Here is a 21,723-nt window from a genome sequence, read left to right as displayed (position 1 = left end):
GGCGCCCCATATGATCGCGTTTCATGGGAGAGGCCCGCTTGACCAGCGCAGATATTGACCGGAATGCCGCAAAGACGGCACAGGCCCCGCGTGCCCGACAGGCGCCGCAGGACCGACAGGACCGACAGCCCGCCAAAGCCGACGCCACCGCCAAGGACGGGGCGAAGGGCGCCGCGAAGGACACCGCGAGGGACGCCGACGGGAAGAAGGACGAGGGCGGCGGCCGCGGATCCGTCCGCTCCCGCCGCAGCGCCGCCTTCGCGGTGTGGTACCTGCGCGCCGTCACCTTCGTGAACTTCCTCAGCGCGGTGTGGGTGTCCCTCGGCCAGGACCTGCGCCGCCACAACACCGAGGACTTCTACACCCCGTACCTGCTCACGGCGGGCTTCGCGTCCGGCCTGTTCTCGCTGCTGCTCGCCGTCACCATGGGCCGGCGCAAGCGGGCCGCGTGGATCCTGAACCTGGTACTGGCCGGACTGCTCCTGATGGCCTTCGCCGTCGCCGCCTTCGCCCCGTGCACCGGCGGCGAGTTGGACGTCTGCTACCCGGAGTTCCGCGACCACACCCAGAACTGGGTGTCGCTCGTCCTGACCGCGTCGTTCGTCGGCGCCCTGCTGCTGGGCCGCAAGGAGTTCTACGCCAAGGGCGACCGCTCCAACCCCAAGCTGGCCACCGCCGTCGCCGCCGTCGGCCTGCTCGTCACCTCGCTGCTCGCCGCGCTGATCGTCGGCGCCGCCAACACCGACCCGGACGCCTCGAAGGCCACGTTCCTCGCCCGCTGGCGCTACGGCGCGATGCGCCTGATCACCCTGGACCCCGACGCCCGCGACTACGCGGCCATCACCACCCCCGCCTGGGTGGACGTCGTCATCAACGTCATGTCGATGGTGCTGCTGCTCGCGGTGCTGCTCGCCGCGTTCCGCTCCCGCCGGGCCGTGGACCCGATCACCGAGGAGGACGAGGAGAAGCTGCGGGCGCTGCTGGCCAGGCAGGGCGACCGCGACTCCCTCGGCTACTTCGCGCTGCGCCGCGAGAAGTCCGTCATCTGGTCCCCCACCGGGAAGGCGGCCGTCACCTACCGCGTCGTCGGCGGTGTCTCCCTTGCCTCCGGCGACCCGATCGGCGACCCCGAGGCCTGGCCCGGCGCCATCGACCCGTGGCTGGCCGAGGCCCGCGAGCACGGCTGGGTGCCCGCCGTGATGGGCGCGAGCGAGGAGGCGGGGCAGATCTACGCCCGGCACGGCCTGGACGCGCTGGAGCTGGGCGACGAGGCGATCGTCGAGACCGCCGAGTTCACCCTGGAGGGCCGTGCGATGCGGACCGTCCGGCAGGCCTTCAACCGGGTCAAGCGGGCCGGCTACGGCGTCCGCATCCGCCGGCACGCCGACATCCCCGCCGAGGAGATGGCCGAGCTGGTGCGCCGCGCCGACGACTGGCGCGACGGCGCCACCGAGCGCGGCTTCTCCATGGCGCTGGGCCGCCTCGGCGACCCGGCCGACGGCCAGTGCGTGATGCTGGAGTGCACCGACGGCAACGGCGACCTGCGGGCGCTGCTGTCCTTCGTGCCCTGGGGCCCCAAGGGCCTGTCGCTGGACCTGATGCGCCGTGACCGCGACTCCGAGAACGGTCTGATGGAGTTCATGGTCATCGAACTCCTCGAACGCTCGAAGGAGATCGGCGTCACACAGGTCTCGCTCAACTTCGCGATGTTCCGCTCGGTCTTCGAACGGGGGTCCAAGCTGGGCGCGGGTCCGGTGCTGCGCATGTGGCGCTCGCTGCTGAGCTTCTTCTCCCGCTGGTGGCAGATCGAGTCCCTCTACCGGGCCAACGCCAAATACCGGCCGATCTGGGAGCCGCGGTTCATGCTCTTCGAGAAGAGCTCCGACCTGCTGCGGATCGGCATCGCCGCGGGCCGGGCCGAGGGCTTCCTGGAGGCTCCCGGGCTGCCCAAGTGGCTCAACCGCAGACATCTGGAGACCAATCGTTGACAGCGTGGACGACGACCCCACTGCGGCGTTTCGCCCGCCGTGAGTGGGGGCCCCTGTGCGGGACCGTCCGGGAGGCCCTCGTCCGCGACCGCTGGCGGGCCCTCCCGATGACCCTGGGGGCCGTCTGCCTGACCTTCGTCTTCCAGATCGTCCAGAACACGTCCTGGGGGTTCCGGCCCGTCCAGAACCTCGGGTCGGTCAAGGCCACCGACCCGTTCTGGCTGGCCCTGCTGCGGACCCCGCTGTCGCTGTTCGTCCCCGCGCTTGACCTGCCGGTGTGGGGGGCCCTCGTCCAGATCCTGCTGGTGTTCGGGATCGCGGAGATCTGCATCGGCTGGTGGCGCACGCTGGCCTTCGGCTACGTCGCCACCCTCGCCGGGACCACGTACGCCCGGCTCGGGCTCGCGCTGGGGCCCGACCACCCCCTCGGCCTGCCGCTGTCCGACCGGGTCGTCAACGACACCGGCCCGTCGGCGGCGGTCGTCGGCCTCGCCCTCTACCTGTGCTGGCGCCACCGCGCGCACCTGACCGGCGCCCTGGTGGTCATCGCCATGATCGGCGAGGTCCTGGTCAAGGACAACCTGGCCGGCAAGGAGCACCTCGCCGCCATCGCCGCCGTCCTCGGCCTGTGCCTGGCCCTCGCCGCGCGGGGCCCGCAGCGCGCCGCCACCCCGCTGCGGCGGCGCCCGCTGCCGCCCGCGGCCGCGCCCCCACGGCCCCGCCCGCACCGCTGACCCCGTTCTCCGGCGGCCGGACCACCCGGGCCGGAGCAGGCCGTACCGTATCGGGGTGACGACAGACCTCGGGCCGTTCCCCGCCACCCGGAGGTGGCTGCGGGCCCATCCGCTGGCCATCGACGCCGTCCTCGCGCTCGGGGCGCTCGTAGCGATGGTCCTCGGCTCGTTCGTCGACCCGCGCGGCCCGCACGGGCCCACCTTCGGCACCCGCACCCCCGATCCGCTGTCGCTGGTGCTGATGCTGCTGGCCGCGGCGGCCCTCGTCTTCCGGCGGCTGCGCACCCGCGCCGTGCTCGCCGCCACCATCGGGCTGTCCGTGGTGGAACTCGCCTCCGGCGAACCCCGGGCGCCCGTCGCCATGGCCGCCGTGATCGCCCTGTACACGCTGGCCTCCCGCACCGACCGGCCCACCACCTGGCGCCTCGGCCTGCTGACCATGGCCGGCCTGACGGGGGTGGCCATGCTGGCCTCCGGCCCGCTGCCCTGGTACTCGCAGGAGAACGTCGGCGTGTTCGCCTGGACCGGCATGGCCGCGGCCGCTGGCGACGCGGTCCGCAGCCGGCGGGCCTTCGTCGACGCCATCCGGGAGCGGGCCGAGCGGGCGGAGCGGACCCGCGAGGAGGAGGCCCGGCGTCGGGTCGCCGAGGAGCGGCTGCGGATCGCCCGCGACCTGCACGACGTGGTCGCCCACCACATCGCCCTGGTCAACGTGCAGGCCGGGGTGGCCGCGCACGTCATGGACAAGCGCCCCGACCAGGCCAAGGAGGCCCTGGCCCACGTACGGGACGCCAGCCGCTCGGCGCTGAACGAGCTGCGCGCCACGGTCGGACTGCTGCGCCAGTCCGGCGATCCGGAGGCGCCGACCGAGCCGGCCCCGGGGCTGGCCCGGCTCGACGAGCTGGTGGACACCTTCCGGCACGCCGGGCTGCCGGTGAAGGTGATGGTGGACCTGGACCCGGAGCCGAGCCGGGACGGCGGTCCGCTGCCGGCGGCCGTGGACCTGGCGGCGTACCGGGTCATCCAGGAGGCGCTGACCAACGTGCGCAAGCACGCGGGCCCGGGCGCCAGCGCCGAGGTCAGCGTGGTCCGGGTGGGCGCCTCCACCGAGGTCACCGTCCTCGACGACGGCGGCGGCAGCGGCAGCGACGCGGCCCCCTCCGCGGCGGCCGCCGCGGAGGGCGGCGGGCACGGGCTCCTCGGGATGCGGGAGCGGGCCGGCGCCCTGGGCGGCTCCTGCTTCGCCGGGCCCCGCTACGGCGGCGGCTACCGGGTGCACGTCGTCCTGCCCGTCACGTGAGGTGGGGTGGGGTGGGGCGGAGTGCGGCGGCGCGGGACGGGCGCGGGATCTCAGCAGGTCTTGCGCCAGGCCCCCAGCTCGTACTCCTTCTGCAGGGAGCTGAACTTCAGCTTCCGCGTGAGGCCGCAGAACCGGCTCGTCGGAAGCTCGTACTCGACGTGGAAGACGGCCTTCCCCGCCTTGACGAACGGGACCAGCTCCTGGCACTCCTCGTACTGGACGCACTGCTCGTTGACCGCGAAGTCGAAGTCGCCCACCAGCTGGGGGATCTGGTCCAGGTCGTTCTTCAGCCCGACCGCGAGCCCCCGGTCGTGGGCGAGCCGTGCGACCAGCCGGTTGTAGAGCAGTTGGTCCTCGGCGGTCAGCGGGAACCCGGTGTCGTTGGCGTAGCCGTCCATGTTGTCCGGTTCCACCGCGTCGAAGCCCTTGTCCCGGCACATGTCGATGCGCTTGGCCATCAGCGGCTCCAGCTCGGCGCGGCGCCGGACGTCCAGCCAGCGCTCGCCCTCCCAGCCGTTGCCCTTGCCGAGGAGCTCCGCGGGGAAGGCCGCCGCGTCGGGCCGGAAGTCCTCCCAGGCCCCCGTGGACAGGTAGCAGATGGTCCGGCGCCCGGCCCTCTTCAGCGTCTCGACCTGCTCCGCGGTCGTGGTGAAGCCGTCGACGTCGTACACGGACGCCTCCACGGAGGTGTCGAGCTTCCCCGTGAGCTGCCACTGCCATCCGGTGCCGGGCCGCGGCTGCCAGCGCCCCTCCGGCGCGGGGGCCAGGCCCGGGTCCGGTTCCCCGCCGTCCGGCTCGGCGGTGCAGGCCGCCAGGAGCAGCAGCGGTACGAGCAGCAGCGCCGCCCCGAGCCGCCGCAGCGGACGCCTGCGCCGCGGGTGCCGGGGCGCCGGACCGGACGCCGCCGGGCCCCTCACGGCGCGTCCCGGAGCGCGTTCGGGAGGGTGCCCCAGGGGTGCGCGCCGGTCCCGGGGACCGCGCAGTGCACGGCGGCCCGCCGCTGCCGGGCGAGTTCGGCGGCGGGCGCGCCCGGCGGGACGGCGTACACGAGGTGGCAGAACCGGTCGGCGGGGTGGTCGGCGGTCCAGGAGGGCACGGCCGCGTTCCGGTAGGCGTCCCAGGGCCCTTCGAAGGTGACGAGGAGGTCGGCGAGTTCGGCGTAGCCGGGGTCCGGGTGGACGCCGTGGTTGAGGACGAGGGTGCGGGCGCCGGCGGCCCGGGCGGCGACGGCGAGCCGGCCGTAGTGGCCGAGCAGCGCCGGGTCGGGGGCGGCCTGGTCGAGGAAGGCCCCGTCGGCGCCGTACCAGTCGCGGTGGCGCAGCAGGTCCCGGACGACGTCGGCGTGGGGACGGCGCCCGTAGTCGGTGTCGGCGTAGCCGAGGACGGGCACTCCGGCGTCGCGCAGCCGCTCGGCGACGACGGCGAACCGTGCGTCGCGGGCCTCGCCCGGCCCGCTGGCCGGGTTGAGGACCACCGAGTGGAGCCGGCCCGCGGAGCGGATCAGCAGCTCCCAGTCGTCGGGCCGGTCGTCGGGGTGCTCGTAGAGCGGCACCAGCAGCATGGGGTCCTTCTTCTCAGACGGGTCAGGTCGGGTCGTACGGGGCACGGAGGGCGTACGGGGGCGCGGGCGCGGTCAGCGGTGTGCCGTCGCCCTGCCGAGGAACAGGCAGACCAGCGCGGCGAGGGCGGCCGCGGCCGTGCCCGCCACGACCAGCTGCACCAGCCGGGGCTGCCCGACCCCCAGCAGCAGGGCCAGGCTCTGCGCGAGGGCCGCGGAGGCGCAGACGGCGGCGGCGGCCCGGACCGCGCCGAAGGACTGCAGCAGCAGCCCCGTCCACATCACACCGCCGAGCAGCAGCAGCGTCGCGACGCGGACCCCGGTCATGCCCGGCGCGCCGGGCCAGAACAGGGTTCCCACCACGCCGAGGACGAGGAGCACCGCCAGGTACACGGCCATGCAGCGGGCCAGCGTGCCGAGCATCCGCAGCCGGAACTGCCGGGGCGAGCGGGCCGCCCGCAGCCCGGCGAGGCTCCTGCTGCGGAACCGGTGGAGCAGCCACTCGGCGGGCCCCATGCTCAGCGTGAGCGCCACCGCGGAGGGCGCGGCGACGGCTTCGGCCGGGCCGCCGGCGAGGACCTCGCCCAGCGCGGCGTACAGCACCAGCAGGCCGGTGCCGAGGCCGAACACCCCGTACGGGACGGACTCGCCGAGCCGGGGCCCGCGCGGGCCGTACTCCTCCTCGGCGCCGCGCAGCATCCGCCAGCGCACCGGACCGCCCGGCCCGCCCGGCCCGCCCGGGAGCCGGCCGCGGCCCCGGCCGGGGCGCCGGTCCGACCGGTCGCGGACCCGCCGCGCGAGGGCCCGTACGCCGGGGGCAAGCGGCAGTTCGCGCAGCGCCAGCGTGCAGGCGGCCAGCAGGGACACGAGGAGCAGGGCCACGCGCAGGGGCACGGGCAGGTCGGTGAAGAGCGCGAGGACGGCCCCCGCGGTCATGGGCGCGAGCGCGGCGACGAGCAGCCGCTCCCGGCCGAGGACCAGCAGGACGGTGGCGGCCCCGACGTACACGGCCTGCCCGGCGGCGAAGGCGTGGCTGAACGGCGGCCCGCCGGGGACGGTGAGCGCGGCGGCGATGCCGAGCAGGGCGCCGGTGGGGGCGCCGACGAGCAGGGTCCGCCCGGCGGCGGCCCGGTCGCCCAGGCCCAGCCAGGAGTAGGCGCGGTGGGACAGGGTCTGGTCCCACACCCAGCCGACGAGGGCCCCGGCGAGCAGGGTGAGGGTTCCGGCGGGCAGTCCGAGCCGGTCCGGCGGGCCCTCCAGCAGCGGTGCGCCGAGGACGTAGGCGAGGCCGGGCAGGGCGAAGATCACCCCGCGGAGCAGGCAGGCGGCGAGGGACACCTTCCAGGGGTCGGTGCGCTCCTCCGGCTCGGGGAAGGCCCGCGGCACCCGGGTGTACAGCTGCTCGGCGAGGTCGAAGGAGTCGCGGCGGCCGTAGGTGAGCCGGATGTGCTCGTCGGTCATCCCGTCGGACTCCAGGATGGCGGCGATCTCGTCGGGGTGGACGGCGGCCGCGATGAACCCGTCCAGGCGCCCGGCGAGTTCGTCCATCGGGTCGGCCGCGGTGTCCCCGGCCCCCGCCGCGGTGCGGCGGGGGCGCGGGAGGGCGGGCAGGGTGTCGCCGCCGGGGACGCGCAGCCAGAGGGATCCGCTCACCACGGGCTCCCGTCGGCCGCGAGTTCCCGGTACCAGGGGTCGGCGAGCCGCTGGGTCCAGTGGTCACCCTCGTGGACGGGCAGGACGGGTTGGCCGGCGAGTTCGCGGTAGATGTGCCGGAAGCCGTCCACGGACTGGTGGAGGGTGAACTTCTCGACGACCCGTTTGCGGGAGAGCCGGCCCAGCTCGGCGCGGCGCCGGTCGTCGCGGAGCAGGGCGAGCGCGGCGCGGGCCATGGTCTCGGGTTCGCGCGGCGGGACGACGAGGCCGGTGTCGCCGACGGCCTCGCGGACCCCGCCGACGTCGGTGGAGACGGTGGTCCGCCCGCAGGACATGGCCTCGATGATGCTGAACGGGAAGCCCTCGCTGATGCTGGAGAGCATCACGATGCTGCCGGCGGCGTAGGCCTTGGCGACCTCCGCGATCCGGCCCTCGTAGGTGATCCCGTCCCCGACCCCGAGTTCGGCGGCGAGCTTCTCCAGGCGGAGCCTGTAGTCCTCGCAGCCGGCCGGGACGGGGCCGAACAGGCGCAGCCGCAGGGCGGGCAGCTCGGCGCGCATGAACGCGTAGGCGCGGATGAGGGTTTCGAGGTCCTTGATCGGGTCGATGCGCCCGCACCAGCTGAGGGTGGGCACCTCGGGTTCGGGGCCGGCCTCGGGGAAGGCGTACGGGTCGACGCCGTTGTAGACGGTGCGGATCCGGTCGGCGTCCGCTCCGCCCCGCTCCTCCCAGCGGCGGTTGTACTGGTTGCAGGGGGTGATCAGGTCGGCCTGCCGGTAGCCCTCGGAGTTGAGCTCGCGGTAGAAGCCGAGGACGAGGGCCTTGACGGGCCAGCGCTCGGCGGCCCGGCGGTAGCCGAGGTAGCGCTCGCGCAGGTAGATGCCGTGCTCGGTGAGCAGGAACGGCACCCCGTCGAGGTGTTTGGCGGCGAGCGCGGGCAGGGTGGCGAGGCCGCTGCTGACGGCGTGGGCGACGCTGTCGGGCGGGATCCGTACGGCCAGCGGGCGCAGCGCGTGTTCCAGCAGGTCGGTGGCGGTGAGCGCGTCGTGGACGGTGGGTGCGGCGGCGGCCGTGGGCAGGCCCGGGCGGGTCCACACGGCCATCATCAGGCGCAGGACCGTTTCGGAACGCAGGGCGTGGGCGAGCCGGCCGGAGCGGGCGAGCACGGCGAGTTCGCGCAGCGCCTCGGAGAACCCGCCGTGCCCGGGGGCGGGGGTCCGCCCGGCGGTGGCCGGCGGGGGGCCGAGTAAGGAGAGGAGGAAGGCCTCGTAGGTCTCGGCGAACCGGCGGTGCTCCTTGCCGCGCAGGGCCGTGCCGCGGCCGCGGCTGCGGCCGGGGGCGGGTCCCCACAGGGGGAAGGCGGTGTGCCGGTAGACGTTGCGCGGCAGTTCCCAGGTGACCGGCTCGCGGCCGGTGCCGGTCAGGGCTATGACGTTGAAGTCGACCTCCGGCATGCCCCGCACCAGCTGGTCGCACCAGGTGCTGACTCCCCCGTGGACGTGCGGATAGGTTCCTTCGGTGAGCATGGTGACGTGACGCCCATGGCTCATTGCGGTATGTCCCCCCGGACTGTGATGTTGTGAGGCTCGCAGGGCTGCGGCCGAGCGGGGATGGGACCCGCTCGGCCGGTGGGATCGGGTGCGGCCGCGGTCAGCCGGGCAGGCGGAGCGTGACCGAGCTCTGCAGTGGCTCCGGGCCGGTCCAGGCCGAGCGGTTGCCGGCGTAGGCCGTGCCGAAGTCGGCCGTGCCCAGCAGGAGCTGCTTCTTGGTGCCGTTCGGCGCGGTGATCGGGGCGAGGACCCCGGAGGGGGCCTTGACGGTGACGGCGGTGCCGATCCGGTACGCGGTGACCCGGCCCGCGGCGAGCGCCTTGTCCCAGGCGGCGCGGCGGCCGAGTTCGGTGCCGATCTCCTTCATGCTCTGGTTCACGATCGGCGTGTTGGGCGCGTACAGGGTGCGGTAGGTGTCGAGGACCCGGTCCAGGACGGGGTAGAGGGTGCGGTCCTCGGCGAGGTTGGACTGGTGGACGTAGTGCGGGCGCGGGTCGTTGGCCAGGACGTGGCGCAGGGCGGTGCGGGCCTCGGCGGGCACGATGTGTTCGAGGTACCCGGTGGCGGTGTCGAGGGGGGCGGGCAGGCAGGTGGAGGTCGCCGGGTTGTCCTCGCAGATGCCGCTGCCGCCCTGGGCGCGGCTGGTGTAGAGCCAGTTGTACTCGTCGGCCATCTCCGCGTTGGTGCCCGTGTTGTAGTACACGTTCATCGGGTGGCGGGGGACGGTCTGGGCGGCGCCGACGGGCCGCTGCGCCGGCTCGCGCGAGTTGTCGCTGCCGACCCACCTGACCCCGTTGTCGGCGAGCGCGCCCGCGAGGTTGGGGTTGTCCTGGCCCTGCTGCGGGAGGGTCTTCAGGCCGGAGTGCTCGCCGGTGACGAGCTCGGTGCGGTCGACGCTGATGCCCTTGGACGTCGCCCAGTTGACGTTGTCGCGGATCTGGGCGGAGATCTCGGCGCGACTCATCCAGGTGACGGTGCCGCTCGCGTCCTTGACGCAGGTCCAGGGGACGGTGGTGGTGTCCTGGATGCAGCCGAGGAACGGGTGGGTGTAGGTGTGGTTGAGCCAGCGGTACTTGGCCCGGTCCGCGACGAGTTGTGCGGTGAGGGCGTCGGTCCCGCCGTTCTCGGCTTTCCACTCCTCGCCGGCGCCGCCGTTGAAGAGCATGTCGAGCTTGAAGTCCTTGGCCTGCTGCCACTGCGCCGCGTACTGGGCGTCGGCGGCGGACATCCGGATGGTGCTCTCCTTGCCCTCGCCGCCCGCGCAGGCGTAGTCGCCGGGGGTGCAGTCGAGCTCCTTGTTCCAGCGGGCGTCCGGGGCGAAGACGTCGTCGACGTGGACCGCGAACCAGCTGCGGCTCTGGCCGAGGTGGACGCCCTGGGTCAGCCAGTCGACGATGCCGCGGGCGAGCAGCCGGAACTGCTGCTGGTACTGGTTGTAGCCGAAGGTGACGACCAGTTCGCTGCGGCCGTCGTGGGTGTACTCGCCGACCAGCGAGGCGCGGCCGGAGCCGACGGGCGCGTCCACGTAGCTGGTGTAGCCGGCCCGGGGCCTGCCCATGAAGCCGTAGCTCTCGGGGACCAGGGCGGAGTTGTCCTCGAAGGCGACCTGGCCGCCGAGGTAGCCGAAGGGGCCCGCCTTGCCGGCCGCGGTGACGGCCGCCTGCGTGCCGTCGAGCTGGCCGCTGTAGCCGCCGTTGTCGGTGTACTCCAGGCCCACGCCCGGGTGGGCCCAGGTGTAGGCGTCGACCTGGCGGATCCCGTACGCGGTCTCGTACGCGACGAGCGCCGCCATCTCGGCCGAGCCCTCCCCGAACGGGTTCTCGTTCGGCAGCACGACGCCCTGGTACTTCGCGCGCGGCCGTCCGTCGACGACGTCGCTGAGGAACGCCGCGTCGATCACCGGGCGACCGCTGCCGCCCAGCTGGACGCGCGTGTAGGGCACCCCCGTGTCGCGGAGCTCGGCGGTGATCGCCTCCACCGAACTGCCGCCGTCGTCGACGACGAGGACTCTCAGGTCGATGCGCGGTGTGGTGGCGGCCGCCTGGGCGGACGCGCCGGGCAATGCCACGGATACCAGCGCTGCGACGGCCATTGCGGCCGCAACCCTGTTCATCCGGCTTTTGTTGACCATTTCGGCCTTTCCCCCCGCAGGCACTCTCGACTACGGCCCTTGGCGGTAGGCCGGGCCGAGGAGGCTCTGTGGAAATCATGCAAAGGGACCCCGCGTCCCCTTGCGAGAGTGGCTCGAGTCTCGCGGCTCCGTTCAGGTCTAACGGGCAAACCTGGAACAGAGACCACAGACGGGTGAACCCGCGAGCGGCCAAGTCGAACAACTTGCCAAACCCCGGAATGGCGTACGGTCGAGCCGCTGAGCGTAGGCTCATTTCTGGCGGCCGTTCGGGCCGGAATACGATCGCTCCGGATGGCCGTTCCACCCACTCGGCCCACAACACAAACGGAAGCGAGACTTCACCACCGTGACTGCTCTGACTCTCAGCACTGCCGGCGCGGCGACGCTGCGCGCCGACGCCCTCGTGGTCGGCGTCGCGAAGGGCCCGAAGGGCCCCGTCGTGGCACCGGGCGCCGAGGCCGTGGACAACGCGTACGACGGGAAGCTCGCCGCCGTGCTCGACGCCATGGGCGCCTCGGGCGCCGAAGGCGAGACCACCAAGCTGCCGGCCCCGGACGGCCTCAAGGTCCCGGTCGTGCTGGCGGTCGGCCTCGGCCCGGTGCCGGGCGACGAGGAGTCCTACGACGAGGAGGCGCTGCGCCGCGCCGCCGGCGCCGCCGCCCGCGCGCTGCACGGCAGCAAGAAGGCCGCCTTCGCGCTCCCCCTCGAGGACGCCTCCGCCGTCACCGCCGTCGCCGAGGGCGCACTGCTCGGTGCCTACGCCTTCACCACCTACCAGGGCGGCGAGAAGAAGGCCGCCAAGAACGGCGGCCCGAAGCTCCCGCTCGCCGAGGTGGCCCTGCTCGGCGCCAAGCCGCGCGACAAGGAGCACAAGGCCGCGGCCGAGCGCGCCGTCGTCGTCGCGTCCGAGGTCAACACCGCCCGCGACCTGATCAACACCCCGCCGAACGACCTCACCCCGGCCTCCTTCGCCGCCATCGCGTCGGCGACCGGCAAGGAGCACGGCCTCAAGGTCCAGGTCCTGGACGAGAAGGCGCTGGTCAAGGGCGGCTACGGCGGCATCATGGGCGTCGGCAAGGGCTCCGAGAACCCGCCGCGCCTGGTGAAGATCGCCTACACCCACCCGGACGCCGGGAAGCACCTCGCGTTCGTCGGCAAGGGCATCACCTACGACTCGGGCGGCATCTCCCTGAAGCCGGCCGGCCACAACGAGACCATGAAGTGCGACATGTCCGGCGCCGCCGCCGTCTTCGCCGCCGTGGTCGCCGTGGCCCGCCTGGGCCTGGCCGTCAACGTCACCGGCTGGCTCGCGCTCGCCGAGAACATGCCCTCCGGCTCCGCGACCCGCCCCGGCGACGTGCTGCGCATGTACAGCGGCAAGACCGTCGAGGTCCTCAACACCGACGCCGAGGGCCGCCTCGTCCTGGCAGACGCCCTGACCAAGGCCTCGGAGGAGAACCCGGACGCGATCGTCGACGTCGCGACCCTGACCGGCGCGATGGTGCTGGCGCTGGGCCACCGCACCTTCGGCATCATGGCCAACGACGACGCCTTCCGTACGTCGGTCCACGAGATCGCCGAGGAGGTCGGCGAGGCCTCCTGGCCGATGCCGCTCCCCGCCGACCTGCGCAAGGGCATGGACTCCCCCACCGCCGACATCGCCAACATGGGCGAGCGCATGGGCGGCGGCCTGGTGGCCGGCCTCTTCCTCCAGGAGTTCATCGGCGACGGCATCACCTGGGCGCACCTGGACATCGCGGGCCCGGCCTTCCACGAGGGCGCCCCGTACGGCTACACCCCCAAGGGCGGCACCGGCTCCTCCGTGCGCACCCTGGTGCGGCTGGCCGAGCGCACCGCCACCGGCGACCTGGGCTGAGGCCGCCGCCGCGCCCGGCGCGGTACGACGCTTGACATGTGACGCACAACGCACCCCGGCCCCCTGAGCACTCACCGACAAGGGGCCGGGTGTTCACCCACAACGAAATCCGTAGGTTTCTACGCTTCGGTAACCCCTGCTTCCGGCAGAACGACCCGTCGCAGTCCGGGCCCGGCGTCCCGTGTTCCCGCGACAAATGCGAAGATGGGTTCTCGGCAGGACAGGGCCCACCACAGGGCCGAAGAAACAAGCGGCCGAACACCAGCCGCCGCCCGGTCACAGAGGACCGGTGCCCGGCGCACATGCATGGAGGACGTGACGTGGCGAACGACGCCAGCACCGTTTTCGACCTAGTGATCCTCGGCGGTGGCAGTGGCGGCTACGCCGCGGCCCTGCGCGCTGCCCAGCTGGGTCTGGACGTTGCCCTGATCGAGAAGAACAAGCTCGGCGGCACCTGCCTGCACAACGGCTGCATCCCCACCAAGGCTCTGCTGCACGCGGGCGAGATCGCGGACCAGGCGCGCGAGGCCGCGCAGTTCGGCGTGAAGACCTCCTTCGAGGGCATCGACATCGCCGGTGTGCACAAGTACAAGGACGACGTGATCGCCGGCCTGTACAAGGGCCTGCAGGGCCTGGTCGCCTCCCGCAAGGTGACCTACATCGAGGGTGAGGGCCGCCTGTCCTCCCCGACCTCGGTCGACGTGAACGGGCAGCGCATCCAGGGCCGCCACGTCCTGCTGGCGACCGGCTCCGTGCCGAAGTCGCTCCCGGGCCTGACCATCGACGGCAACCGGATCATCTCCTCCGACCACGCGCTGGTCCTGGACCGCGTCCCGCAGTCGGCGATCATCCTCGGCGGCGGCGTGATCGGCGTCGAGTTCGCCTCGGCGTGGAAGTCCTTCGGCACGGACGTCACCATCATCGAGGGCCTGAAGCACCTCGTCCCGGTCGAGGACGAGAACAGCTCCAAGATCCTTGAGCGCTCCTTCCGCAAGCGCGGCATCAAGTTCAACCTCGGCACCTTCTTCGACAAGGCCGAGTACACCGAGAACGGCGTCCGGGTCACCCTGGCCGACGGCAAGACCTTCGAGGCCGAGGTGCTGCTGGTCGCCATCGGCCGCGGTCCGGTCTCCCAGGGCCTGGGCTACGAGGAGCAGGGCGTCGCGATGGACCGCGGCTACGTCCTGGTCGACGAGTACATGCAGACCAACGTGCCGACCATCTCGGCCGTCGGTGACCTCGTCCCGACCCTGCAGCTCGCGCACGTCGGTTTCGCCGAGGGCATCCTGGTCGCGGAGCGCCTGGCCGGCCTGAAGGTCGTCCCGATCGACTACGACGGCGTGCCGCGCGTGACCTACTGCCACCCCGAGGTCGCCTCCGTCGGCATCACCGAGGCCAAGGCCAAGGAGATCTACGGTGCGGACAAGGTCGTGGCCCTGAAGTACAACCTGGCGGGCAACGGCAAGAGCAAGATCCTGAAGACCGCGGGCGAGATCAAGCTCGTCCAGGTCAAGGACGGTGCCGTGGTCGGCGTCCACATGGTCGGTGACCGGATGGGCGAGCAGGTCGGCGAGGCCCAGCTGATCTACAACTGGGAAGCCCTGCCGGCCGAGGTCGCGCAGCTCATCCACGCGCACCCGACCCAGAACGAGGCGCTCGGCGAGGCCCACCTGGCCCTGGCCGGCAAGCCGCTGCACGCACACGACTAATCAGTCACGGGCGCGACGACCACAACCGCACCATTCGTAAGGAGCAACTGAAACCATGGCGGTTTCTGTAACCCTTCCGGCGCTCGGCGAGAGCGTCACCGAGGGCACTGTCACCCGCTGGCTGAAGGCCGAGGGCGAGCGCGTCGAGGCCGACGAGCCGCTGCTCGAGGTCTCGACCGACAAGGTCGACACCGAGATCCCCTCCCCCGTGTCCGGCATCCTGGCCTCCATCAAGGTCGCTGAGGACGAGACCGTCGAGGTCGGCGCCGAGCTGGCCGTCATCGACGACGGCTCCGGCGCCCCGGCCGCCGCCCCGGCACCGGCCGTCGAGACGGTCGCCGCTCCGGATGCCGTCCCGGCCCCGGTCGCCGAGGCGCCTGCCGCTGCCCCGGCCCCCGTCGCCGAGGCCCCCGCGGCCGCCGCCCCGGCCGCGTCCGGCACCGACGTCGTGCTGCCCGCCCTGGGCGAGTCCGTCACCGAGGGCACCGTCACCCGCTGGCTGAAGGCCGTCGGCGAGACGGTCGAGGCCGACGAGCCGCTGCTCGAGGTCTCCACCGACAAGGTCGACACCGAGATCCCCGCGCCGGTCTCCGGCACGCTGCTGGAGATCCTGGTCGGCGAGGACGAGACCGCCGAGGTCGGCGCCCGTCTGGCCGTCATCGGCGTCGCGGGCGCTGCCCCGGCCGCCGCCGCGGCTCCGGCCGCTCCGGCCCCGGCCGCCGCTCCGGCTCCGGCTCCGGCTCCGGCTGCCGCTCCGGCTGCTCCGGCTCCGGCTGCCCCGGCGCCCGCCCCGGTGGCTCCGGCCGCTCCGGTCGCCGCCCCGGCGCCGGTCCAGGCCGCCGCTCCGGTCGCCGCCCCGGCTCCGGTCGCCCCGGCCGCTCCCGTCGCGCCGGCGGCTCCCGCCGGTGACGAGGGCGCGTACGTGACCCCGCTGGTCCGCAAGCTGGCCTCCGAGGCCGGCGTCAACCTGAACACGGTCACGGGCACCGGCGTCGGTGGCCGTATCCGCAAGCAGGACGTCCTGGCCGCCGCCGAGGCCGCCAAGGCCGCTGCCGCCGCCCCGGCCCCGGCCGCCGCTGCTGCTCCGGCCGCTGCCGCCGCGGTGTCCGAGCTGCGCGGTCAGACGGTCAAGATGACCCGCATGCGCAAGGTCATCGGCGACAACATGATGAAGGCCCTGCACTCGCAGGCGCAGCTGTCGTCCGTGGTCGAGGTGGACGTCACCAAGATCATGAAGCTGCGCGAGAAGGCCAAGGCCGGCTTCCTCGCCCGCGAGGGCGTCAAGCTGTCCCCGATGCCGTTCTTCGTCAAGGCCGCGGCCCAGGCGCTGAAGGCCCACGCGGTCGTCAACGCCCGGATCAACGACGACGAGGGCACCATCACCTACTTCGACTCGGAGAACATCGGCATCGCCGTGGACTCCGAGAAGGGCCTGATGACCCCGGTCATCAAGGGTGCCGGTGACCTCAACCTGGCCGGTATCGCCAAGGCGACCGCCGAGCTGGCCGGCAAGGTCCGCAGCAACAAGATCACCCCGGACGAGCTGTCCGGCGCGACCTTCACCATCAGCAACACCGGCTCCCGCGGCGCCCTGTTCGACACGGTCATCGTGCCGCCGAACCAGGTCGCGATCCTGGGCATCGGTGCCACGGTGAAGCGCCCGGTGGTCATGGAGACCGCCGAGGGCACCGTGATCGGCGCCCGCGACATGACGTACCTGACCCTGTCCTACGACCACCGTCTGGTGGACGGCGCGGACGCGGCCCGGTACCTCTCGGCCGTGAAGGCGATCCTGGAGGCCGGCGAGTTCGAGGTCGAGCTCGGCCTGTAAGGCCCCCGCTGTCGATCGACGGCAGCACATACGGCGCCCCTGTCCGGATTCCACTCCGGGCGGGGGCGCCGTCGTCGTACCCTGCGGTCCGGAAGATCCGGATCCGCAAGCACGGGAGCCACGGTTGTAACCAGCCTCACCCCGGCCTCCCCGACCGCGGACGCTCGCCGTGGGCCTACTGCGCCGTATTGTCTACGCATCAGACCGCGCACGATCAGACCCGCACGTTCAGACTCCGCACGCCGCTCCAGGAGATGAAGCCCCGATGATCACCCCACCCGTCGTGCACTCGCTGCGCGAGCAGATCCGCGAGCACATCGTGGAGGGGATCGTCAGCGGGCGCTGGAAGCCCGGCGAGCGGATCGTCGAGCGGCGGATCGCGGTCGAGCTGGAGGTCAGCCAGACGCCGGTGCGCGAGGCGCTGCGCGAGCTGGAGACGCTGCGGCTGATCGAGTCGGCGCCGAACAAGGGCGTCCGTGTGCGGAACCTCACGGCGGCGGACCTGGAGGAGATCTACCCGGTCCGGGCCGGTCTGGAGCAGATCGCGGCGGAGCTGGCCGCTCCGCGGCTGGCGGCGGACTGTTCGGCGTTGGAGCCGCACGTGGCGGCCCTGTGGGACGCCGACCGGGCGTCGGACGGCACGGCGCAGGTGCGGCACACGGTCGGGTTCCACCGGGAGATGGTGCGGGCGGCCGGGAACAGCGTGCTGCTGCACACCTGGGAGGGCCTGGGCATCGAGGTGTTCACGGCGCTGTCGATCCGCTGGCTGGGGACCGTGCAGAAGTCGTACGCGGAGGAGCACGCGGCGCTCGTCGAGGCCTTCCGGAACCAGGATCCGGACATCGGGGTGCTGGTGAAGCGGCATGTGCTCGGGTGCGCGCCCCGCGCCTGACGTCCTCGACCTGGGCCCTCTTTGTCCCGATTCGCCCGGCACGCGGTGTCTGAATCGCTGGCACCGCGTGCCGACTTTTCGTTGATGCCCCTTAACTTCACCGCAATCGTTTGATCGATCATCGATCAGGGATTTACAGTCTTGACGGGCCCCAACCGGGTCCGCCCACCCTGTCCTGCCCGTCAGGGATTTTCTTCACCACCTCTCCTTTGTCCGGAAGGCGGCGCACACCGATGTCCGACCCCGTAGGAAAGCTTCCGAGCGAGCTCGACCAGCTCCCGGACCGCGACACCGAAGAGACCGCCGAATGGGCGGCCTCGCTCGACGCCGTCGCCCAGGCCGCCGGTACGCGCCGCGCCGAATACCTGCTCCGCCGCACCCTCCAGCACGCCGAGGCCGCCGGCCTGGCCCTGCCGAAGCTGCTGGAGACGGACTACGTCAACACCATCCCCACCTCCGCCGAGCCGGCCTTCCCCGGTGACGAGGAGATGGAGGCCCGCATCACCGCGTGGAACCGCTGGAACGCGGCCGCCATGGTGACCCGCGGCTCGAAGTACGGCGTCGGCGGCCACATCGCCACCTTCGCCTCGGCGGCCTGGCTCTACGAGACCGGCTTCCAGCACTTCTTCCGCGGCAAGGAGAGCGACGGCTCGGGCGACCAGATCTACGTCCAGGGTCACGCCTCCCCGGGCATCTACGCCCGCGCCTTCCTCGACGGGCGCATCTCCGAGCAGCAGCTCGACAACTTCCGCCAGGAGGCCGGCGGCAACGGCCTGCCCTCCTACCCGCACCCGCGGCGCCTGCCCTGGCTGTGGGAGTTCCCCACGGTCTCCATGGGCCTCGGCCCGCTGTCCGCGATCTACCAGGCGCGGTTCAACCGCTACCTGGAGAACCGCGGCATCAAGGACACCTCCAACTCCCACGTCTGGGCCTTCCTGGGCGACGGCGAGATGGACGAGCCCGAGTCGACCGCGGCCCTCGCGCTCGCGGCCCGCGAAGGCCTGGACAACCTGACCTTCGTCATCAACTGCAACCTGCAGCGCCTCGACGGCCCGGTGCGCGCGAACTTCCGCGTCGTGCAGGAGCTGGAGGGCGCCTTCCGCGGCGCCGGCTGGAACGTCGTCAAGACGCTGTGGGGCAACGCCTGGGACGAGCTGTTCGCGCTCGACACCACCGGCGCCCTGGTCCGCCGCCTGCGCGAGACCCCGGACGCGCAGTTCCAGACGTACGCCACCCGTGACGCGGCCTACATCCGCGAGCGCTTCTTCGGCGGCGACCCGGCCCTGGTGGCCATGGGGCAGCTGCTGAGCGACGCGAAGATCGCCGAGTGCTTCCACACCTCGCGCGGCGGCCACGAGCCCCGCAAGGTCTACGCCGCGTACAAGGCCGCCCTGGCGCACAAGGGCGCGCCGACGGTGATCCTGGCGCAGACCGTCAAGGGCTACACCCTGGGCACCGGGTTCGAGTCGAAGAACGCGAACCACCAGATGAAGAAGCTGACGATCGACGAGTTCAAGGGCATGCGCGACCTGCTCGGGCTCCCGATCCCGGACAGCGCCTTCGCGGACGGCGTGGTTCCGTACGGCCACCCGGGCGCCGACTCCCCCGAGGTCCGCTACCTGCACGAGCGCCGTGCGGCCCTCGGCGGCCTCGCCCCGGCCCGCAAGGTCCACCACGTGGCCCTGCCGCAGCCGGCCGACAAGTCCTACGCGCCGCTGCTCAAGGGCTCCGGCAAGCAGGAGATGGCCACCACCATGGCGTTCGTCCGCCTGGTGAAGGACCTGATGCGGGACAAGGAGACCGGCCGCCGCTGGGTGCCGATCGTCCCCGACGAGGCCCGTACCTTCGGCATGGAGTCCCTCTTCCCGTCGGCCGGCATCTACTCGCCGCTGGGCCAGACGTACGAGCCGGTCGACCGCGACCAGCTGATGTACTACAAGGAGGCCAAGGACGGCCAGATCCTCAACGAGGGGATCACCGAGGCCGGCGCCATGGCCGACTTCATCGCAGCCGCCACGTCGTACGCGACGCACGGCGAGACGATGATCCCGTTCTACATCTTCTACTCGATGTTCGGCTGGCAGCGCACGGGCGACCAGATGTGGCAGCTCGCCGACCAGCTCGGCAAGGGCTTCATCGTGGGCGCCACCGCCGGCCGCACCACGCTGACCGGTGAGGGCCTCCAGCACGCCGACGGCCACTCGCACCTGATCGCGGCCACCAACCCGGCCTCGCTCAACTACGACCCGGCCTTCGCGTACGAGATCGCGGTGATCGTCAAGGACGGTCTGGAGCGGATGTACGGGGAGAACCCCGAGGACGTCTTCTACTACCTGACGGTCTACAACGAGCCGAAGCCGCAGCCGGCCATGCCCGCGGGCGTGGAAGAGGGCATCGTCAAGGGCCTGTACCGGTTCAACACCTCCGCCGACCTGGGCGGGGACGCGCCGGCCGCGGACGCCCCGAAGATCCAGCTGATGGCCTCGGGTACGGCGATCCACTGGATCCTGGAGGCCCAGAAGCTGCTGGCCGCCGAGTGGAACGTGGCCGCCGACGTGTGGTCCGCCACCTCCTGGGGCGAGCTGCGCCGCGAGGCGCTGGAGTGCGACGAGGCGCTGCTGCGCGGCGAGGAGCGCACCCCGTACGTCACCCGCGTGCTGGAGGGTGCCCCGGGCCCGGTACTGGCCGTCTCCGACTGGATGCGCCAGGTCCCGGACCAGATCAGCCAGTGGGTCCCGCAGGACTACACCTCGCTGGGCACGGACGGCTTCGGCCTCTCCGACACCCGTGACGGGGCCCGCCGCCACTTCGGCGTCGACGCCCAGTCCATCGTGGTCGCGGCCCTGGCCCAGCTCGCCCGCCGCGGCGAGGTGCCGGCGTCCTCCGTCAAGGAGGCCCGCGAGCGCTACGGCCTGTAGGCCGTACCGTCTGCCGTGACCGGAGGCGGCCCTTCCCTGCGGGGGAGGGCCGCCTCCGGCGTTCCACGGCGCTCCCCGGCGTTCCAGGGTCCCGGCGGTGTTCGGGCAGCGGCGGGCGCACTGTCGGATTCTCGCGGTGGCGGGCTCACGGCGGACCCGTGATGCTGGTCCCGTGATGGACGAGACGGAGTTCTGGGAGATCGTCGACAGCACCCGCGAGGCCGCCGAGGGCGACCCCGAGGAACACGCCGAGCTGCTCGTGGAGCGGCTGGCGCAGCTCGATCCGGACTCCGTCCTGGATTTCGCCCGGCACTTCGAGTCCCGGTACAACCGGGCGTACACCTGGGACCTGTGGGGCGCGGCCTGGGTGCTGCTGGACGGGGCGAGCGACGACGCGTTCGACTACTTCCGGTGCTGGCTGATCGGCCAGGGGCGGGAGGTGTTCGAGGGCGCGGTGCACGACCCCGACCAGCTGGCCGAGCTCCTCGACGAGTTCGACGAGGAGCTCGACGGGGACGGCGAGGAGCTCGGGTACGCGGCGGACGAGGCGTACGAGCAGCTGACCGGAACGGTCGCGCCGGACCTCGGTGTCCCGCTCCAGCCGGCGGAGCCGGAGGGCACCGCGCTGGACTTCGAGAACGAAGCGGTGCTGGCGGAGCGCTTCCCCCGGTTGTGGGAGCGCTTCAGGTCCTGATGCGCCGGCGAGGGGGGGCGGGGTGGGGTCCGGCTCCGGGTCCGGGTCAGTAGTGCGTGCCGCCGTCGATGCGGATCTCCGTGCCGGTGATGAAGGCACCGTCGTCCGAGGCCAGCATGGCGACGACGCCGGCGACGGTCTCCGGGCCGGCGAAGCCCTGGCCGAGGGCCGGGGCGAGCTTCGCGAACAGGCTCCAGTCGGTGTCCTCGGGCAGGCCGGGGCCGGTGCCGGTCGTCATGCCGCTCTCGATGGAGCCGGGGGCGACGGCGACGAAGCGCAGGCCCTGCTTGCTGTACTCGGCGGCCAGGGCGTGGGTCATGGACTGGATGCCGCCCTTGCTGGCCGCGTACGCGGACATGTAGGGGTGGGCGAACGAGGCCGAGGTGGAGCTGAAGTTCACGACGACCGGCTTGTCGCCCTCCAGCAGCGCCGGCAGGGCTTCGCGGATCATCAGGAAGGTGCCGGTGAGGTTGACCGTGATGATCTTGTTCCACAGGTCCAGGCTGGTCTGGTGGGTGTGCGCGGAACGCAGGATGCCCGCGGCGTTGACCAGCGCGTCGAGCCCGCCGAGGAGCCCGACGGCGGCGGCGACGCCGGCCTGCACCGAGGCCTCGTCGGATATGTCGAGGACGGCGGTGGTGAGCCGGTCCTCGTGGCCGGCGGCGCGGGCCTGGTCGGCGGTCTCCTTGAGGCCGGCCTCGTTGACGTCCACGGTGTGGACGCGGCCGCCCTCGGCGAGGATGCGGTGGACGGTGGCGCGGCCGATGCCGGAGCCGCCGCCGGTGATGAGGACACGGCGTCCTTCGAAACGGTTCATGGGGCGAGCGTACCGCCGCGATGACACGCTTTGCCAGTATGTCAAAATGCGCATCGCGGGCAGGGTCGAGTT

15 protein-coding genes are annotated in these 21,723 nt (G+C 72.6%); 9 read left to right on the top strand and 6 right to left on the bottom strand.

The features are described from left to right. Positions 1-23 precede the first annotated feature (23 nt). Genes ACSHWO_RS24315 through ACSHWO_RS24305 form a run of 3 tightly spaced genes read left to right on the top strand, consistent with a single transcriptional unit; the run spans position 24 to position 4,022 of the window. On the top strand, positions 24-1,988 hold the full coding sequence (locus tag ACSHWO_RS24315; protein ID WP_438314863.1) for a phosphatidylglycerol lysyltransferase domain-containing protein: 1,965 nt from the start codon (positions 24-26) through the stop codon (positions 1,986-1,988). Beyond that, a complete protein-coding gene (locus ACSHWO_RS24310; RefSeq protein ID WP_385824942.1) occupies positions 1,985-2,722 on the top strand; it encodes a hypothetical protein in 738 nt (245 codons plus the stop codon). The genes ACSHWO_RS24315 and ACSHWO_RS24310 overlap by 4 nt, the downstream gene beginning before the upstream one ends. A gap of 55 nt (positions 2,723-2,777) precedes the next feature. Then, the gene (locus ACSHWO_RS24305; protein WP_361088470.1) at positions 2,778-4,022 is read left to right on the top strand and encodes a sensor histidine kinase; all 1,245 of its coding nucleotides are present in this window, start codon (positions 2,778-2,780) and stop codon (positions 4,020-4,022) included. 50 nt (positions 4,023-4,072) lie between these two features. Here ACSHWO_RS24305 and ACSHWO_RS24300 read toward each other — a convergent pair whose 3' ends face one another. The 5 genes from ACSHWO_RS24300 to ACSHWO_RS24280 all read right to left on the bottom strand — a co-directional run bounded on the left by ACSHWO_RS24300 (position 4,073) and on the right by ACSHWO_RS24280 (position 10,896). Continuing rightward, positions 4,073-4,882 carry an endo alpha-1,4 polygalactosaminidase gene (locus ACSHWO_RS24300; protein WP_438319262.1) on the bottom strand — a complete coding sequence of 270 codons (810 nt, stop codon included), beginning with the start codon at positions 4,880-4,882 and terminating at the stop codon, positions 4,073-4,075. A gap of 53 nt (positions 4,883-4,935) precedes the next feature. Beyond that, positions 4,936-5,583, bottom strand: a complete 648-nt coding sequence (locus tag ACSHWO_RS24295) for a spherulation-specific family 4 protein (RefSeq protein WP_438314859.1) — start codon at positions 5,581-5,583, stop codon at positions 4,936-4,938. Positions 5,584-5,655: 72 nt separating this feature from the next. Next, the gene (locus tag ACSHWO_RS24290; RefSeq protein WP_438314856.1) at positions 5,656-7,233 is read right to left on the bottom strand and encodes a hypothetical protein; all 1,578 of its coding nucleotides are present in this window, start codon (positions 7,231-7,233) and stop codon (positions 5,656-5,658) included. Then, positions 7,230-8,783, bottom strand: coding sequence for a GT4 family glycosyltransferase PelF (pelF, locus tag ACSHWO_RS24285; RefSeq protein WP_438314853.1), 1,554 nt, complete (start codon positions 8,781-8,783; stop codon positions 7,230-7,232). Before pelF ends, ACSHWO_RS24290 begins: the two co-directional genes overlap by 4 nt. 100 nt (positions 8,784-8,883) lie before the next feature. Next, positions 8,884-10,896, bottom strand: a complete 2,013-nt coding sequence (locus ACSHWO_RS24280) for a hypothetical protein (protein WP_438314850.1) — start codon at positions 10,894-10,896, stop codon at positions 8,884-8,886. Between the two features lie 364 nt (positions 10,897-11,260). Between ACSHWO_RS24280 and ACSHWO_RS24275 the strand changes: the two genes are divergently transcribed. From ACSHWO_RS24275 to ACSHWO_RS24250, 6 genes are all read left to right on the top strand, one after another. Further along, positions 11,261-12,790: a leucyl aminopeptidase gene (locus tag ACSHWO_RS24275; RefSeq protein ID WP_438314847.1), complete on the top strand. Its 1,530-nt coding sequence runs from the start codon at positions 11,261-11,263 to the stop codon at positions 12,788-12,790. 320 nt (positions 12,791-13,110) lie between these two features. Beyond that, positions 13,111-14,499, top strand: coding sequence for a dihydrolipoyl dehydrogenase (gene lpdA, locus ACSHWO_RS24270; RefSeq protein ID WP_361088487.1), 1,389 nt, complete (start codon positions 13,111-13,113; stop codon positions 14,497-14,499). A 55-nt stretch (positions 14,500-14,554) separates the two neighbouring features. Beyond that, positions 14,555-16,330 carry a 2-oxoglutarate dehydrogenase, E2 component, dihydrolipoamide succinyltransferase gene (gene sucB / locus ACSHWO_RS24265; protein ID WP_438314844.1) on the top strand — a complete coding sequence of 592 codons (1,776 nt, stop codon included), beginning with the start codon at positions 14,555-14,557 and terminating at the stop codon, positions 16,328-16,330. A gap of 268 nt (positions 16,331-16,598) precedes the next feature. Continuing rightward, positions 16,599-17,222, top strand: a complete 624-nt coding sequence (locus tag ACSHWO_RS24260; protein ID WP_361088594.1) for a GntR family transcriptional regulator — start codon at positions 16,599-16,601, stop codon at positions 17,220-17,222. A 233-nt stretch (positions 17,223-17,455) separates the two neighbouring features. Then, positions 17,456-20,140 carry a pyruvate dehydrogenase (acetyl-transferring), homodimeric type gene (gene aceE / locus ACSHWO_RS24255; RefSeq protein ID WP_385825344.1) on the top strand — a complete coding sequence of 895 codons (2,685 nt, stop codon included), beginning with the start codon at positions 17,456-17,458 and terminating at the stop codon, positions 20,138-20,140. A gap of 175 nt (positions 20,141-20,315) precedes the next feature. Then, positions 20,316-20,834 (top strand): DUF4240 domain-containing protein, encoded by a 519-nt coding sequence (locus ACSHWO_RS24250; RefSeq protein ID WP_361088596.1) that lies wholly within the window; start codon positions 20,316-20,318, stop codon positions 20,832-20,834. 46 nt (positions 20,835-20,880) lie between these two features. Here the strand turns inward: ACSHWO_RS24250 and ACSHWO_RS24245 are convergent, their stop codons facing one another. Next, the gene (locus tag ACSHWO_RS24245) at positions 20,881-21,651 is read right to left on the bottom strand and encodes an SDR family NAD(P)-dependent oxidoreductase (protein ID WP_361088496.1); all 771 of its coding nucleotides are present in this window, start codon (positions 21,649-21,651) and stop codon (positions 20,881-20,883) included. Positions 21,652-21,723: the final 72 nt, after the last annotated feature.

Source organism: Streptomyces pallidus (ex Mingjun et al. 2026), from assembly GCF_051550185.1.
Lineage (GTDB): Bacteria > Actinomycetota > Actinomycetes > Streptomycetales > Streptomycetaceae > Streptomyces.
This window is presented reverse-complemented; position numbering and strand designations above follow the sequence as displayed.